This is a genomic window from Corynebacterium sp. c7Ub_26 (assembly GCF_053760365.1).
This window is the reverse complement of the sequence record NZ_JBSNBL010000003.1, coordinates 276,976-292,743: the sequence shown is the minus strand read 5'-3', so window position 1 is coordinate 292,743 and position 15,768 is coordinate 276,976. Positions and strand designations below refer to the sequence as shown.

The following is a 15,768-nucleotide window of genomic DNA, read 5'->3' as shown; positions in this document are numbered from 1 at the left end:
GCGTCATCGCGTCGCAAATAGTTACAACCATAGTAGTACTGAGCGCTTCCCTAGCCACGTCGGGCGGAATTCGCTTATTTCCCGCCTACTGCTTTGTCGAAAAGACCAGGGAAACGATGGTTCGGGTCATAAATGTTCTTCACCAGCTCTGGAATACTGCCGCCATAAAGCGCGGAAAATTCCTCTTTCGAATAAAAAGCCTCCGAATAGAGTGACTTATGCCCACCCAAGTCGCGGATCTTCCTTTCAATAACACGATTAAACGCGCCGGGTTGCGGATCATCCGTCAAATCCACGGGCACCGAGGACCAAAAGCCAATATTGACCCACACATCACCCACCGACAACGGGTACAGCGGCCATGGATGGGAGCCAGCGCCGTCAGCCAGAGCAACATCGGAGGACAACACATTGCCGCGCGTCGTCAACGATGACGACTCTTCCGCCAGCTTGATTGGGCACAACCACACGGGCTGGATCTCGCTGGCCTGGAAGAACCACTCCAGGAACTCCGGTACCTTATCCGTCGTCACTTCGACATCCTGAACAACGCGCTCACGGGCGGGACGGCCGTGGTGGGCCTCAATCCGGTCCGCCAAATCCCACCGTTTATCGGCGCCCACAATCTTCCAATAGAACGATGACCGCAACAGCCCATCAGGCCACATCCGACGGATCGTGGGATTCTGTGCACCGAACGCGCGCGAGCACCAGAACCAGTCCGTATCCCAGCGCCACAGGTAATCGTGCATGGTCAGCGTGTCGCGGGCCGTGCCCTCGGGGTGCTGCAAGGAACGGTAATAAATGTGCTCACGCGTGTAATCGGACACCCGGGGCGGAACGTCCGACGATTGCCTCCCCAAGACCAAATAGCCCTCGGTAGGCGAAAACACCACACCATCTAAATAATCGACATTTTCGCCGTCGTACTCATGGCTGGACACAATGCTGTCAATAGCAGCGGCAATAGAGGTGAGGTCGTGAAAACGAACATGCCTAAGCTCCACGAACGGCTTTATTTTCTCAATCTTTATTTTGATCCGAACCGCATAACCTAATGAACCATACGAATTGGGATAAGCACGGAAAAGATCAACATTTTCGACCGGACTACAGGTCACAATATCGCCCGTGCCAGTCAGAATATCCATCTCGATGACGGATTCGTGGGGCAGACCATTGCGGAAACAGCTGGACTCCACGCCCATGCCGGTAATAGCGCCACCCAATGTAATGGTCTTCAACTCGGGCACAACATAGGGCGCGAAACCAAACGGAAGTAAGGTATCCACAAGGTTTTCATATGTGCACATGCCTTGAACGTCGGCAGTCTGTGCTTGTGTATCCACGGCAATGACCCGGCCAAGGCCCTCGACGTTCAAACCGGGCGTCTTTGTTGCTGTTCGAGAGCGGAAAAGGTTCGACGTTTTCTTCGCCAACCTCACCTGCGCTTCTGACGGAATAGCGTCAAAAGATTTCTGAAGCTCATCGATACCTTTTTGGTGTTCAAACCAGCCAATGGGATCGATGACGCGCCGGGACCCATTACCCCAATGCGCAGCGGTTAACTCCTCTGGAGGAAGACCACCCCGTGGCCCCGGAACGACATCGGGATCAACCCCGATATGGCTGCCCACTCGAGAGACCCCAGAGACCGCGGCACTGGATAATCCTTCCGTCGCAGATCGGGCGGTAGTGCCAAGGGCGGAGTCACCAAAAAGGGCAGAGGGGCGGAGATGGTCACGCAAAGTCATGACGTAAAGTCTATGCGCTCCCGGCGAAGCTGCGACACCTCATTGTTTAATTCCCTAGCTAATTCGAGATGCCGTGACCCCATATCCAGGCTATCCAGGCCACCACGAATCGAGGGATCGATGTCATCGCCCAGGGGTGGGAGATCATCTGCTTCCACACCCAAGGCCCGAGCGATAAGCACGTCGGCAAGCTGCGGATTTCTCGCTAGCGCCGGGCCATGCATGTACGTCGCAATAATCGATCCTTGGACCGCCCCCTCGGCAGAGGTCTGATGATCAGCGTCGTCGCCCTCAAGGTTGACCGCCTCTGCACCATAGGCATCACAGTTCCCGGTCCCGTGAAGCACACGTCCCAACGGGCGCGCATCCGGGCCCAAAATCGTCGCACCCATGTGGTTCGCAAAACCCGTGAGTTGGTCAGTCAGCCCGCGCGTGAAGTCATCAGTGCGTGCAGACGTCGGGCTCTGCTGCTCAGCCTGAAGCGGCTCCGAGCGAAGCTCGCCGATCATGCGGACCTTCAGGCTCGACGTCGTCGCGTCCAACAGTCCAAGGCCATCCACCATGGAACCGGAGGCGCGGAAGGATTGCCCAAACACCTGCAGACCAGCGCAAATAGCAAGGATCGGAGTGCCTTTGTTCGCGGCGCGAATAATTCCCCCGGCGGCACGAAGATGCTCGGACGCAAGAATCTGGGCAGTATCTTCACCACCGCCGACGGTGTACAAATCCAAACTGTCCGGGACGGGGTCGCCGAGGTGAATCGGAACAATCTCTGCAGCCACCCCGCGGAGGCGCAGGCGTTGGCGCACAATCAGCGCGTTGCCGTCGTCGCCATAGGTGCCCAACACATCGGGCAGAATCAGACCGATCTGGAACTGCGATGATGATCGCCGGGAACCTGACGGCGAAGACACAGCGTGGGTTTTAGCGGGCATCGGTGTCCTCCTTGTCTGCAATGTTCTGCTTCGACTCCTTGGCGACGGCCCGGTCAAGGGCCCGCTTGAGGTCGCGGAAGGCCGTGTAGTTGGCCAGCACTTCCACCCGACCAGGCGGGCACGTCCTAATCGCTTCCAGCGCATCCTTCACCAGTTGGTGGCGGACGCCAGCGTATCCCAGCCGAACGGCCAGGTCAGCGCCACGCTCACCGGCGGCGACCACAGCTAACTCGTTGAGATTCTCAAACCGAACGTCCCATAGCCAGGACAGATCGACACCGTCGGCGACCTGCCCATTTGTCGCAATGACCAGGCCATCCGCGGACCGATCAACCATACTCAGCGCCTCTTGCCAGCCAGCGGGATTCTTAGCGAGCAACAGATGAACGTCGCGCCCGGCATATGACACCGTCGAATAGCGGCCGGCCACGGACTGCACGTTTTCGGTCGCCGCCAGACCTTTCTTCACGTCCGCGCCCAAGGCCAACGCGGCCACCACCGCTTGGGCTGCGTTGCCACGGTTCGCGTCGCCCGGCAGCGACAAGGTCAAGGGCAGAACAGTTCCCGCCGGTAAACCCGTCGCCTTTGCTGCGGACGCAGAATCAATACGGAGTCCGTCGGGCGTCATTGAATAATCCGGGGAGGGGCGTCGGAAGTCGGAGCCATCGGGGAGGGGTTTCGCCGCGTACCACTCAACATGGTTGGTCGGTTGCGACGACGAGCGAGCCGCCGCGTCCGACACCTCGCGTCGAATAATCGCACCGCCAGTACGCGGGCACGATGTCGATTCACCCTGCCAACCTAAGCCAGCTGACACCCACACCACGTTCGGGCTATCCCACGCAGCCGAGGTCACCATGACATCGTCGCAGTTGGCCACCACGGTGATGTTGGGGTGCTTATTCACCGCACCTCGCAGCGCCCGCTCAATACTGTTGATCTCTCCCACGCGATCAAGCTGGTCACGGCTCAAATTGAGCAGAACCAGCACCTGCGGATCCAGCTTGTCGGCAATGGCCGGCACATGCATTTCATCGACTTCCAACGTGGCGACGTCATAATCGCCACCCGCACGCAGCGCGGACACAACTCCTGCGTCCATGTTGTCCCCGCCCTCATTGGTCGCGGTGGTGAAAGCGGTGCGCGCGGCAGCGGCCAGCATCCGAGTTGTTGTGGACTTGCCGTTCGTTCCCGTCACCAACGCGACGGGGCGGCCCGAGTTGATCCGACCCATGATCATCGGATCAATCGCTGCGGCAATCATCCCGCCAATCATCCCGCCAGAGCCACGGCCCGTTTTCTTCGAGGCCCACGTAGCTGTGTCGGCAAGAGCAAGAGCAGCCCGACCCTGAGTGTTTAATTGGGCCTTCGGAGTATCGCTGGTCACGCTCGTGATCCGAGCTTCCAGGGAGTCACTGACACTATCCGCGCTGGAGCGAAGTACCTGGTCAGCGCGCTGACGGAACGCGTGCAGCGAGCTCACGGCGCGTTCCCGTACGCCAGAACGAGTGGAATCCGAGTTTTCGGTCATTGTCCTAGAATACGTGGCTCCCGGACACATGCCACTTCAGTACGGGAGCGCTGTGAATCCTTTTTGGGGCCGCTTGCCCTGCCGGGAGTGTGAGTTATGGCTGGTCGGGGGCTATTTATTGCTGTCCGGTTTAGTGCTGCTCGACGTCGGTAGCCTCCTCGGCCAAACGCATAAACTCGGTGTCGCGAACCAGGGGAATACCCTTCCGATGTGCATGCAAGGCGCGCCCCTCGTGAGGAGCCCCATCGTGCTCTAATCCGTGGCCCGTGCCATTGAACAAAACCAACGACGTCTCGCGGGTTAGCTTTTCGGAATAAGTCAGCCCAGCCCGCACAGCTGCTTCGATCAGATCATCAGGATTCATATCGACCTCGGGCGCGACCGTGACAACCATCCCGCGCTTGAGCTTCTGACCCGGCGACCACGCACCCGGATTAGGCGCAACGACCGGGGCTAATGCCGCATCAATTCGTATTGCCGACCGCTGCAGCCCCACTCGATCCGCCCGCAGATCATGCGGATCACGCTTATCGACGTTGTCCCAGGCGTCATCATCGGCCCACACCAGCGGGGTAGGGGCATCGTCTGGACGCGCGTTATCGTTCTTGCCGACGCCGTTCTCGTCGCTGTGATCGTCGTCCTCGCTCTGGTCCCCACCATGATCCTCGTCGCCATGGTTATCCCCACGACGCTCGCGCGCCTCGTGCAACGCAAACGCCGCAGCGTTGATGGGCTCAATACCGGCGCGATCAAGCTGTTCCATAGCCAGCTCACCCACCAGAACAGCGTCGGCCTGAAGAAGTTGCAGAGGGTCGATGCTCCGTCGTCGCTCAGATGCCTGCGCCCCAACGCCGGGAAGCGTCGTGTACGTATCGGGCGAGGAATCCATGTCTAACACTGTGGTCGCCGGAAGTGTGTCGTCGACAAGATTGTAAGCGGCAGCAATTCCCCGCAGGCGAGTTTCGGCGATGGGCAGCCCCTGCCGCCGGGCCGTCGCTTGTGTGTCGACGATCGATACCGGGCGAGGGACGTGCCCATTATGGCGACGCCTGCGCTGCCGACGGTTTTTTGCCGACGCGGAACGGACCGTTCGACGTGCCTCCTGCGCGATGAAACCCCAGGTGGTGGCGGTGTCGTGGACGATCAGGACGCGGCCGTCGATAACGCGATCGATTTGCCGCAGCGTGGAACTGAAGCGCGGGGCCGTGCGGAACGCCTCGGGGGTGAGGCCGAAGAGGTGGAGCGGGCCGGGGTCGGCGTCGGTGTTGAAGACTCGTTGCCAGTTGGACACGGGCAGGCCGTCGGCGTCGAAAAATGCGGCGTCGAGGGCCAGCATGCGGCCTGTTGAGGGATGGATGTTAGTTGTGCGTAGTACGACGGCCACCATCGGCGCGTCGTCGATGGACGGGATAGGCTCCCGCGGCGAGCACACATGGGTGTTTCCGGCGTTGTATTTATCCTTGTCCGGGTTTGTGATGACGCCTTCGGCCGCCAATCCTCGGCGAGTGCGATGCGGGCCTGGGGTTGCGGGCGCTCGGGTCTCAGACTTTCGGTGTGAAGGTGCCCGGGTTACGGATGATGGCTGCGTGCTCGACGAAGACTTCCGACGTTCCGGCTGCGTCGACGAATCCGATTGTTCTGGCTGCCGCGCCGGGCGTTGGTCCTTCGGTTCGTGCTGTTGACTGCGCTGTCCGCCGTTGGGCGCCGCGGCCGGCCGGTTACTCCGCCGGGCCCGTCGGCGATTCTTATTCCTCCCATGCTGCGAGCTGGAGTTATCCCCACCCGAGGACGCGTTCGAGGCGCCGCTCCCCGAGTTCTCCTTCGCGCGCTGCTGCTTATTTCCGTGCTGTGCGGAATAGGTGGCGCGGCGTCGACGTCGCTCACGACGCGCACGCGAATTATTTCGGGAACGGCGATGCCCGTCGTTCGATCGCGACCCTCCGGTGTTGCTTCCCCCACGGTCGGGGTCGACGTCGTGTGAATGTGACGTACGAGCGTCGGAGCCCCGGCTGGTGGAGGAATGATCGGAGGTCGATGTCATGCCCGATATGCTACCCGGCGACAAACTTGTTGACGTTTCGGGTAACGAATGACGGAACAAGGCGGATCAGGTAGCGCAACGTGAGGTCCAGGCCTGACAGGGAGTAAAAATGCCGCTGCCGCTCAAAGATATTCGCGGGGTGAACAGCTTTCCACACAACCTCAGCCACCTGCTCCGGCGTGATCCGCACACCGAGTCGCTTCGTCGACGCGGCATCGACGTCGGCAAGAGCGGTTTGTGCCCACAGCGGTTGAAGAGCGACGACGCGGATCTTGCTTTTCCTCCACTCAAGATCCAGCGCCTGAGTGAACCCCGTGACGAAGAACTTGGACGCGGAATACGGCGTGATGTGCGGTTGGCCGTAGAGCGCCGCGGCGGAACCCATGTTGACCAGGTGCGCGCCGGGTGTGCGTGACAGGCACGCCAGTGCGGTCCGTGCTCCGTAAATAACGCCGGTGCAGTTGATGTCGCACTGTTTCTTGATGATTTCGGGGGACTGGTCGACGATGTCGTGGTCGCCGATGATGCCGGCGTTGTTATCGAGCACATCCAGCCGCCCACCGGTGTGCGCGGTGAAGTCTGCTAGCGCCTCTTCCCATTGCTCGTAGTTGGTGACATCGAGTTCACCAGTGATGATGTCGAGATAATCGAGGGATAGTGCCTCGAGGGCAGCGGCGTCGATATCGTACACACCGACAATCCAGCCTTCCTTGTGGAATCGGAGTGCGACTTCGCGGCCAATACCCGACGCCCCGTCCGAGATAAAAATACTTTTACGTTGTGAAGTACTCATGTGATCAATCTAACCTTTTTTGGTCGTCCCTCGCGTACACTTCGAAATATGTTTGCACCCAAATGTTCTACGTTTCTTCCGGACCGGCTGTCGCAGGGCCCTCTGCCCGACGATCTCGCCACGGAACTTCGTGCGCTCACCGTCAACACCACCACCGGCAGTGTTGCCACCGAAAAGAGGCACAACGTAGAGAATCCGTGGGACGGCACCACCGTCGGCTGGGTGGGTATCGGCACCAAAGACGACGTCACCCACGCTTTCCGACGTGCCCGCGAGGTGCAGAAAACATGGCGCGACACCCCCTTTGATCAGCGCAAACAAATACTCACGCGCTTCCACGACCTCGTGTTGAAGAAACGTGACCTCCTACTCGACATCATCCAGCTGGAAACGGGGAAGGACCGCGCCTCGGCCTTCGACGAGGTAATGGACGTCGTGAATAACGCACGCTATTACGCAAACTCGGCCGAAGAACTAATGCGTTCTGCCCGACGGACAGCCGGCATTCCCGTGCTCGGAAAAGCGCGCGAATATCGTTCGCCGAAGGGTGTGGTAGGGCAAATTACCCCATGGAATTACCCCTTCACCCTCGGAATATCCGATGCCCTCGCGGCCATCGCCGCCGGAAACACGGTGGTGGCCAAGCCTGATTCCGATACACCGTTTTGTTCGCTCATCTGCGTACAGCTGCTCAAGGATGCCGGACTGCCCGACGACGTCATCCAGATCGTCACCGGCCAAGGTCGTGTCGTCGGATCCGCCATTGCCGATGCGTGCGACTACCTGATGTTCACCGGATCGACGAAAACCGGCCAGCGCCTGGGCGAACAAGTAGGGCGACGGCTCGTCGGCTTCTCCGCAGAACTGGGCGGGAAAAACCCGATGATCATTACGGGAGATGCCGACGCGCGTCGGGCGGCGTCATGCGCCGTGAACGCGTGTTTTTCCAACTCGGGGCAGCTCTGTGTGTCCATCGAGAGGATCTACGTTGTCCAGGACATGTACGACGAGTTCGTCAGTGCTTTCATTGCCGAAGTCAACCGCATGAAACTCGGCGCTGGGTTTGATTGGTCCGTCACCATGGGGTCCTTGGTTAGTAAAGAGCAGCTCGCGACGGTGGAGTCTTTTGTCGACGACGCGCGCGAGAAGGGTGCACGCATCCTCGCAGGTGGGCGTGCTCGCCCGGATCTCGGCCCGTGTTTCTACGAGCCGACCGTGCTGGAGGGGGTCACGGATGACATGAGACTCAAGCGCGAGGAAGTCTTCCGCCCGGTGGTTTATGTCGAGAAGGTCAACACTGTGGACGACGCGCTCGCCCGTGCAAATGACACGAACTACGGGTTGAACGCGTCCGTCGTCGGCCCGTCCGACACGGCTTGGGACATTGCGCGTCGTGTTGAGGCGGGAACAATCAATATTAACGACGGCTATGCGGCGGCATGGTCGACGGTCGACGCACCTCTAGGTGGCGTGAAAGACTCCGGAATGTCCCGCAGACACGGGGCGGAGGGGCTACTGAAGTACACGGAGTCCCACACCATCGTGGAGATGCGGGGCATGCCGGTCAGTGGCCCACGTTTCCTCAGCCGGAAGCTCTATGCCTCCATCATGGGAAGGCTCCTCAGCGTCGGACAAAAACTGCGGTTCCTGAAGTAGCCACCCCGGCGGCCGGCCCGAAACCGCCACTGCTCAACTGAGCAGCCGTCGGCAGCTCTACGCCGCCGCCCGCGCCCTGTTGGCCGCGCTGGTCACCGCTTTCAGCGACGCGTAGGTAATGGAGCTTGCAATGCCAACACCCCACACCTTGGTCCCGTCGACGTCGGCCAGGATGTAGGCGGCTGCCTCCGCGTCGTCGCCGGACGTCCTGGAGTGCTGCGAGTAATCCTGCACTTCAACGTTAATTCCGACGCTTTCCAGCGCATTCGTGTACGCGGCCACGGGCCCGTTTCCGTGCCCGGTGATTGTTTGTTCCTCGCCATTGATAATGAGGTGTGCGGACACCTCCGCGCCTTCGTTCTCATTCTGGCCCCCGTCGACAGTGATGCTGATGGCGTCGATGGGGTCATCCCGGTCCAGGTATTCGCCGGCAAAGATATCCCACATGTTCTTCGAGTTGACCTCGCCGCCTTCAGCGTCGGTGACGGCTTGGACTACGCCGGAGAATTCAACCTGCATTGCGCGCGGCATGTTGATTCCATGGTCGGTCTTCATGATGTAGGACACGCCACCCTTGCCGGACTGCGAGTTCACGCGAATGACGGCTTCGTAGGTGCGGCCGACGTCCTTCGGGTCGATGGGCAGGTAAGGCACTTCCCACGGAACCCGGTGCACGATGCGCTGCCGGTCACGTTCGGTGTCCGCAGTGTCGTTGGTGGCATTCGACTTTTCGGCCTTATCCACCATCGCGTCGAGGCCCTTATTAATGGCATCTTGGTGCGATCCGGAGAACGCGGTAAACACCAGGTCACCGCCGTAGGGGTGGCGCTCGGGAACTCGCAGTTGGTTGCAGTATTCGACGGTGCGTCGGATTTTATCGATGTCGGAGAAATCGATCTGCGGATCAACGCCCTGTGCCAGCATGTTCAGCCCCAGCGTGACCAGGCACACGTTGCCCGTGCGCTCACCGTTGCCAAACAGGCAGCCCTCGATGCGGTCCGCTCCTGCCATGAACCCCAATTCAGCAGTGGCGACGCCCGTTCCGCGGTCATTGTGCGGGTGCAACGAGATGATGATGGAATCACGACGGTTCAGGTTGCGGTCCATCCATTCGATCGAGTCCGCGTACACGTTGGGCGTCGTCATCTCCACCGTCGAGGGCAGATTAATGATGATGGGGTTCTCCGGGGTGGGATCCATGATCTCGACGACGGCGTCGCAGACTTCCTTGGCATAGGCCACCTCAGTGCCGGTGTAGGACTCGGGGGAATACTCCCAGCGCCAGTTGGTCCCCGGATAATCAGCGGCGATGGATTTAATTAATTCCGCGGCATCCGTCGCTAATTTTTTAATTCCATCTTTGTCCTTACGAAAGACAACATCTCTTTGCAGAATAGAGGTGGAGTTATAGAAGTGGACGATGACGTTTTTTGCGCCTTCACACGCTTCAAACGTGCGTCGGATCAGGTGTTCGCGTGCCTGGACCAAGACCTGGATGGTGACATCGTCCGGGATCATGTCTTGTTCGATGATTTCACGAACAAAGTTAAAATCCGTTTGCGATGCTGAGGGGAACCCCACTTCAATTTCTTTGTATCCCATAGTGACCAGCAACTCGAACATCCGACGTTTCCGCTCGGGGCTCATGGGGTCAATCAGAGCCTGGTTACCGTCACGCAAATCGACGGCACACCAAACGGGTGCGTGATCAATGGTTTTATCCGGCCATGTGCGGTCGGGCAGCGTGATGTGTTCTACCTCGGTGAAGTAGGGCTGGTAGCGTCCGGCGGGCAGCCGCGACGGGCGCTGTTTATTCCACGACGGTTGATCAGCAGGAATGTCGCCGTCGGGAGTAGAAATATGGGCAGGGGCGGAAATGAATTCGTCAACGGGTGACATGCGGTTCCTCTTCGGTTTCCGGAATATGTGTCAAGTCCCGACCGGCACAGCGAACCCCCGCGACGGGGAGCCGATCGGTTATACCCGGGCTCCGCCGCGGCACATAAGGAGGAGAGCCGCGCAGCTAGATGTTCCGCTCAAAGAACGCATATGAAAACCGTAGCACGGTCACTGCGCATGTGAAGGATTATGGGAAATAGATCTCCGACTAATCGACGCCTTTACGCGAGAGCACCGTGGTGGACACGATCATGACAACCAGAGCGATGGCCATGACTACCCACCCCATGCCGTGGACCTGGAAGTATTCGCCCAACACGATGTAGCCCAAACTAAACGCGACGATTGGTTCCGTGATGGTCATCGCCGGCAACGAATTCTTCAGCGCCCCCGCATTGAAGGACGACTGCTGGACCGCCGTCCCAATCGTCGCCCCGATAATGAGGGCATAGGTTTGCCACGCCAGAAGTCCCCCGACGATTCCGTCTTGGACAAAAACGTCAATCGCAGCTTTGGAAAACACAGCGACGTAGCCGAACACGGCACCCGTGACCACCCCGAGCAGCAACGCCTGTTCACGCCGAATCTGGCGGTACGCAAATCTGTCGATAGCCGTGAGCACCACTATCCCTGTCACGACGGCAAGGATCCACGTCATTAACGACGGGTGCGTATTCCCGGGGATGGGTCGGCCGAGAATCACCAGAACGGCCACCGCCGCCGTCAGCAAACCTGCCCATGTCATTTCCGATAACGACGCACGACGCCCGTCGTACCGCGCGGACAGCGGGAGCGTGAACATGAGCGATAACACCAGAATCGGCTGCACGACCAGCAGCGTTCCGAAGGCCAACGCGATCACTTGCAGGCCGTATCCACCCAGCGCGCAGAACGTTCCCGCCCACCACAGAGGTTTGGTGATCACGGTTAAAATGGGTGCGCCGTCGTCGTCATTGGGTACTTCTTCTGCGATTCGGTGACGAACGACAGTGCCCCACGCGATTGTCAGCGCGGAGGCGAGGGCGAAAAGGATAGCAAGGGCGTTGTTATGCATCGCCCATAAATTTAGCTGCTCGGTAGTTGAGGTATCCTCAAGGCCACACGTGTCGTGTCGGTTGTTGATGGTTTCATGTTCATGATGGTTCCGTCACGAGGCCAGAGCGGATGAGGAAAGGCAGAACCCGGTGGCTCTAATCGTCCAGAAATACGGTGGTTCGTCCCTTGAAGATGCCGAGCGCATTCGTCGAGTGGCTGAGCGCATCGTCGAAACAAAGAAAAAAGGACACGACGTTGTTGTTGTGTGCTCCGCAATGGGCGACACGACCGATGAGTTCCTTGATCTTGCAGTACAGGTTAATCCAGTGCCGCCCGCCCGCGAGATGGACATGCTGCTCACCGCGGGGGAGCGCATTTCCAACGCGCTGGTAGCCATGGCTATTGAGTCCCTGGGCGCGCATGCCCAGTCTTTTACGGGCTCGCAAGCGGGGGTATTGACGACGGAGCGCCACGGGAATGCCCGGATTGTGGATGTCACGCCGGGCCGTGTGCAGGAAGCGCTGGATGAGGGCAAGATCTGTTTGGTCGCCGGCTTCCAGGGGGTCAACCGTGAGACCAAAGATGTCACGACGCTGGGCCGCGGCGGCTCGGATACCACCGCTGTTGCTCTCGCGGCGGCATTGAACGCGGATGAATGTGAGATTTATTCCGACGTCGATGGTGTGTACACCGCGGATCCGCGAATCGTGCATAATGCGCGGAAGCTCGACACCATTAGTTTTGAAGAAATGCTGGAGCTTGCGGCGGTGGGCTCCAAGATCCTTGTTTTGCGCAGTGTGGAATATGCGCGCGCGTTTAATGTTCCCATGCGTGTTCGGTCATCGTATAGCACAGATCCAGGCACTTTAGTTACCGGCTCAATGGAGGATATTCCCGTGGAAGAAGCAGTACTTACCGGTGTGGCCACCGACAAATCAGAAGCGAAAATCACCGTTTTAGGTATTCCGGATACCCCCGGGGAAGCGGCCCGCATCTTCCGCGCCGTCTCTGATGCAGAGATCAACATCGATATGGTGCTGCAGAATGTGTCGTCCCTTGCCGATAACAAGACGGACATCACATTTACTTGTCCGCGTGCCGACGCCTCCCGCGCGGTGGAAATGCTGAAGAAGCTGTGTGAAGTGCCGCGGGATGAGAACCCGACGGTGCCTGTCTCCGATACTCCAGCCGACGCGGCGAAGGCCTCGATGCAGCCGGGGTCCGGGGCGTCCGAGTCCGCAGCGACGGCACAGCCACGCGTTTTGTTTGATGATCACGTCGGCAAGGTGTCGTTGGTAGGTGCAGGAATGAAGTCGCACCCTGGTGTCACCGCCGATTTTTGTGAGGCGCTCCGTGACGCCGGTGTGAACATCGAGCTCATTTCCACGTCGGAAATTCGCATTTCTGTGTTGATCCGTGATTCGGATCTGGAGAAAGCCACCCGCGCCTTGCATGAGCGTTTCGCGCTGGGCGGCGACGAAGAAGCCGTTGTCTATGCTGGAACAGGGCGCTAAGCTGGAGTTTCACTGCTAGGTTTCACCTGGCCTGGCTTGTTTTGTTTGGCTGGTCCGTACTGTCTGGGAGGAATCACCTGATGACCACCATTGCCGTCGTTGGAGCTACTGGCCAAGTGGGGCGCGTCATGCGCTCCATCCTGGAGGAACGCAATTTCCCCTGCGATAAGGTTCGTTTCTTCGCCTCGTCCAGAAGTGCGGGAACAACATTGCCTTTCCGTGGCGACGACGTTGTGGTCGAGGATGTTGCCGCTACCTCCGATGAGGACCTCAAAGGCATCGACATCGCGATTTTCTCCGCCGGCGGTGCGGTGTCGAAAGAGCAGGCACCACGGTTTGCGGCCGCAGGCGCAACCGTGGTCGATAATTCGAGTGCTTGGCGCAAGGACCCTGAGGTCCCACTGATCGTGTCTGAAGTTAACCCCGGTGACAAGGACAAAGCCGTCAAGGGGATTATCGCTAACCCGAACTGCACCACGATGGCAGCAATGCCCGTCCTCAAAATCCTCCACGACGAGGCGGACCTGAAAGTCCTGCACGTGGCTTCGTACCAGGCGGTGTCGGGTTCCGGTTTGGCCGGCGTGAAGGCCTTGAAAGAGCAGACAGATGCTGTGGAGAAGCGTGACGACGTCGACCTAGCGCATGATGGTTCCGGTGTCCAGCGTGTCATTGATGAAGAAAAGCTTAGCTACGGCCCGTATGTAGCGCCGATCGCGTTTAATGCGTTGCCTTTTGCCGGGAATTACGTTGATGACGGTTCCGATGAGACCGATGAAGAGCAGAAGCTGCGTAATGAATCCCGGAAGATTCTGAATATCCCTGATTTGAAAGTTGCCGGCACGTGTGTGCGTATCCCAGTGTTCACTGGCCACACCATGGTGGTGCACGCCGAGTTCGCCCGGTCGATTACGCCGGAGCGGGCTCGCGAACTGCTGGATAAAGCCCCGGGCGTTGAGGTTGTGGATGTGCCGACGCCTCTGGAATCGGCCGGTATCGACGATTGCCTCGTCGGCCGCATCCGCCACGATCAAACTATCGACGATGATCGTGGATTGGTTCTTGTTGTGGCTGGCGATAACCTGCGTAAGGGCGCGGCGTTGAACACCATTCAGATCGCTGAATTGCTGGTGTAGAGAGCTGGGGGAGTCGGAAGCTCCCCATTTAGCTCATACTGCTAGTGAACCATGTTTCTTGAGTGTAACCTCACCTTCAACCTTAAAAACGAGAAATCATACCTGGGGTGCGGTGTTCGCGTTCATCCATGGAGAGGTGGATTATGAGCTCCCTAGCAGTAGTGAGCAGCTTTATCTTGGCTGTCGTTCTTGCCGGCGACGCGTTGATGTCAATCAAGCCCCTAAATTCATCAGTCGGTGCCTGAATGGTGTCAACTTCCCTCAAGATTGGTGGTGGGCACTCATTGGGATCAAGATCCTCGCAGCAGTTGGTCTTGTTGTCGGGGCTGCTTCACACAATGCGTCAATCACTACGACAGTCTCTGTCGGAGTGCTCAGTTACTTCGTCTTCGCCATCATTGCTCACGTCAAAGCAAACTTCCTCGGGCAAGAATTTTGGGTTAATTGCCTCGGCATGACAGTGTTCAGCGCGATTGTTCTTGTTCTGAATGCGGCGGCAATGTGATCATCGGGCACCGTGGCAGAACGTCCACGTCTAAGCGAGTTATGCACGTCACGTTGCCCTTGTAATGCAGCTTTTGCGGTGGATAATCCCCGCCCCTACTGGTGGATCACCTGTTTATGAGCTTTTTAGCCTAATCCTATGGGGATGTAACCGACGTCGTCGTTACCCGTGTGCCCGTTCCTGCACAACGCTGAGATGACGGTGTTTTTTCGCTGCGTGGTTTGATGTTGCGTCGATGAGGTCAGCACGTGCCCGGGCGACCCGCGACCGTATCGTTCCCACACGAACACCAACGATTGTCGCTGCTTCGTCGTAGGTGTATCCCAAGACCTGCGTCAGGATGAGCGCTTCTCGGCGGTCCGGATCCAAATTCTCCATCAGGAGCTGCACGTCGACCCAGTCCGACCAGGAATTGCTGGCGGAAGTATTCGTCGCCGTGTGCTGATCAGCCACAGTTTCCCATTCTGTACCGGTGGACCGTGGCCGAGCCATATCATGCCGAACGCTATCGACCCACACCCGTCGCGCAACAGAGAGCAGCCACGTGCGCGCACTCGATCGGCCCGCAAACGTCGGCAATGCAGAGATGATGCGCAGGTAGGTCTCTTGAGTGAGGTCGTCGGCGCGGTCAGTGTCGGCAAGGTGAGCAAGGAGACGCCAGACGTCCTTTTGGGTGCGTCGGATGAACTCGGTGAGCGCGGCCCGATCCCCCTGGCCGGCACGGAGAGCTAATGCCGTGACGCGTGCGTCGTCTTTGTCATGTCTTGTCACGGTATTCACCTTACCAAGTTGACGAAGAAAGTCACCTCTACCAGGGGTCTGTAGGAAGGCTATGGATCTATCCCTCATTAATCTTAAAAACCTCTAGGCGCAAAGAACTTTAATAGGGTACAGTTAAAGACGTATCGCACCACTGGTGGGCTCTTTACCCCTGAATGACGACGACATGAGCTCACCACATGAGAAGGAGGA

At 58.8% G+C, this 15,768-nt stretch carries 11 protein-coding genes and 1 pseudogene; 4 read left to right on the top strand and 8 right to left on the bottom strand.

The annotated features are described in order from the left end of the window. Nucleotides 1–74: 74 nt before the first annotated feature. From ACWORE_RS06995 to ACWORE_RS06975, 5 genes are all read right to left on the bottom strand, one after another. Nucleotides 75–1,754, bottom strand: a complete 1,680-nt coding sequence (locus ACWORE_RS06995) for an FAD-binding protein (protein ID WP_448234700.1) — start codon at nucleotides 1,752–1,754, stop codon at nucleotides 75–77. Further along, nucleotides 1,751–2,689: a type 1 glutamine amidotransferase gene (locus ACWORE_RS06990; protein WP_455303267.1), complete on the bottom strand. Its 939-nt coding sequence runs from the start codon at nucleotides 2,687–2,689 to the stop codon at nucleotides 1,751–1,753. Before ACWORE_RS06990 ends, ACWORE_RS06995 begins: the two co-directional genes overlap by 4 nt. Further along, a complete protein-coding gene (locus tag ACWORE_RS06985) occupies nucleotides 2,679–4,220 on the bottom strand; it encodes a MurT ligase domain-containing protein (protein WP_455303266.1) in 1,542 nt (513 codons plus the stop codon). The genes ACWORE_RS06990 and ACWORE_RS06985 overlap by 11 nt, the downstream gene beginning before the upstream one ends. 130 nt (nucleotides 4,221–4,350) lie before the next feature. Further along, a complete protein-coding gene (locus tag ACWORE_RS06980; protein WP_455303265.1) occupies nucleotides 4,351–6,261 on the bottom strand; it encodes a hypothetical protein in 1,911 nt (636 codons plus the stop codon). A 10-nt stretch (nucleotides 6,262–6,271) separates the two neighbouring features. Next, the gene (locus ACWORE_RS06975; RefSeq protein ID WP_455303264.1) at nucleotides 6,272–7,054 is read right to left on the bottom strand and encodes an SDR family oxidoreductase; all 783 of its coding nucleotides are present in this window, start codon (nucleotides 7,052–7,054) and stop codon (nucleotides 6,272–6,274) included. A gap of 48 nt (nucleotides 7,055–7,102) precedes the next feature. Between ACWORE_RS06975 and ACWORE_RS06970 the strand changes: the two genes are divergently transcribed. Beyond that, nucleotides 7,103–8,710, top strand: coding sequence for a succinic semialdehyde dehydrogenase (locus ACWORE_RS06970; protein WP_455303263.1), 1,608 nt, complete (start codon nucleotides 7,103–7,105; stop codon nucleotides 8,708–8,710). Between the two features lie 57 nt (nucleotides 8,711–8,767). On the opposite strand, the gene leuA is transcribed toward ACWORE_RS06970, so the two are convergent. Beyond that, nucleotides 8,768–10,609: a 2-isopropylmalate synthase gene (leuA, locus tag ACWORE_RS06965; RefSeq protein WP_455303262.1), complete on the bottom strand. Its 1,842-nt coding sequence runs from the start codon at nucleotides 10,607–10,609 to the stop codon at nucleotides 8,768–8,770. A gap of 208 nt (nucleotides 10,610–10,817) precedes the next feature. Then, nucleotides 10,818–11,663 carry a DMT family transporter gene (locus ACWORE_RS06960; RefSeq protein WP_455303261.1) on the bottom strand — a complete coding sequence of 282 codons (846 nt, stop codon included), beginning with the start codon at nucleotides 11,661–11,663 and terminating at the stop codon, nucleotides 10,818–10,820. A gap of 130 nt (nucleotides 11,664–11,793) precedes the next feature. Here ACWORE_RS06960 and ACWORE_RS06955 point away from each other — a divergent pair, with 130 nt between their 5' ends. From ACWORE_RS06955 to ACWORE_RS06945, 3 genes and pseudogenes are all read left to right on the top strand, one after another. Beyond that, on the top strand, nucleotides 11,794–13,158 hold the full coding sequence (locus ACWORE_RS06955) for an aspartate kinase (protein ID WP_455303260.1): 1,365 nt from the start codon (nucleotides 11,794–11,796) through the stop codon (nucleotides 13,156–13,158). An 80-nt stretch (nucleotides 13,159–13,238) separates the two neighbouring features. Beyond that, on the top strand, nucleotides 13,239–14,291 hold the full coding sequence (locus ACWORE_RS06950) for an aspartate-semialdehyde dehydrogenase (protein ID WP_296136956.1): 1,053 nt from the start codon (nucleotides 13,239–13,241) through the stop codon (nucleotides 14,289–14,291). Between the two features lie 143 nt (nucleotides 14,292–14,434). Beyond that, nucleotides 14,435–14,796: pseudogene (locus ACWORE_RS06945) on the top strand (DoxX family protein). Nucleotides 14,797–14,958: 162 nt separating this feature from the next. Here ACWORE_RS06945 and ACWORE_RS06940 read toward each other — a convergent pair. Next, nucleotides 14,959–15,567 (bottom strand): RNA polymerase sigma factor, encoded by a 609-nt coding sequence (locus ACWORE_RS06940; RefSeq protein WP_406605442.1) that lies wholly within the window; start codon nucleotides 15,565–15,567, stop codon nucleotides 14,959–14,961. Between the last annotated feature and the right edge of the window lie 201 nt (nucleotides 15,568–15,768).

Excerpts from the sequence above, each read along its gene's own strand:
- ACWORE_RS06980 (WP_455303265.1), bottom strand. The coding sequence starts at position 6,261 with ATGACATCGACCTCCGATCATTCCTCCACCAGCCGGGGCTCCGACGCT.
- ACWORE_RS06960 (WP_455303261.1), bottom strand. The coding sequence starts at position 11,663 with ATGCATAACAACGCCCTTGCTATCCTTTTCGCCCTCGCCTCCGCGCTG.
- ACWORE_RS06950 (WP_296136956.1), top strand. The coding sequence starts at position 13,239 with ATGACCACCATTGCCGTCGTTGGAGCTACTGGCCAAGTGGGGCGCGTC.
- leuA (WP_455303262.1), bottom strand. The coding sequence starts at position 10,609 with ATGTCACCCGTTGACGAATTCATTTCCGCCCCTGCCCATATTTCTACT.
- ACWORE_RS06975 (WP_455303264.1), bottom strand. The coding sequence starts at position 7,054 with ATGAGTACTTCACAACGTAAAAGTATTTTTATCTCGGACGGGGCGTCG.
- ACWORE_RS06995 (WP_448234700.1), bottom strand. The coding sequence starts at position 1,754 with ATGACTTTGCGTGACCATCTCCGCCCCTCTGCCCTTTTTGGTGACTCC.
- ACWORE_RS06985 (WP_455303266.1), bottom strand. The coding sequence starts at position 4,220 with ATGACCGAAAACTCGGATTCCACTCGTTCTGGCGTACGGGAACGCGCC.
- ACWORE_RS06990 (WP_455303267.1), bottom strand. The coding sequence starts at position 2,689 with ATGCCCGCTAAAACCCACGCTGTGTCTTCGCCGTCAGGTTCCCGGCGA.
- ACWORE_RS06970 (WP_455303263.1), top strand. The coding sequence starts at position 7,103 with ATGTTTGCACCCAAATGTTCTACGTTTCTTCCGGACCGGCTGTCGCAG.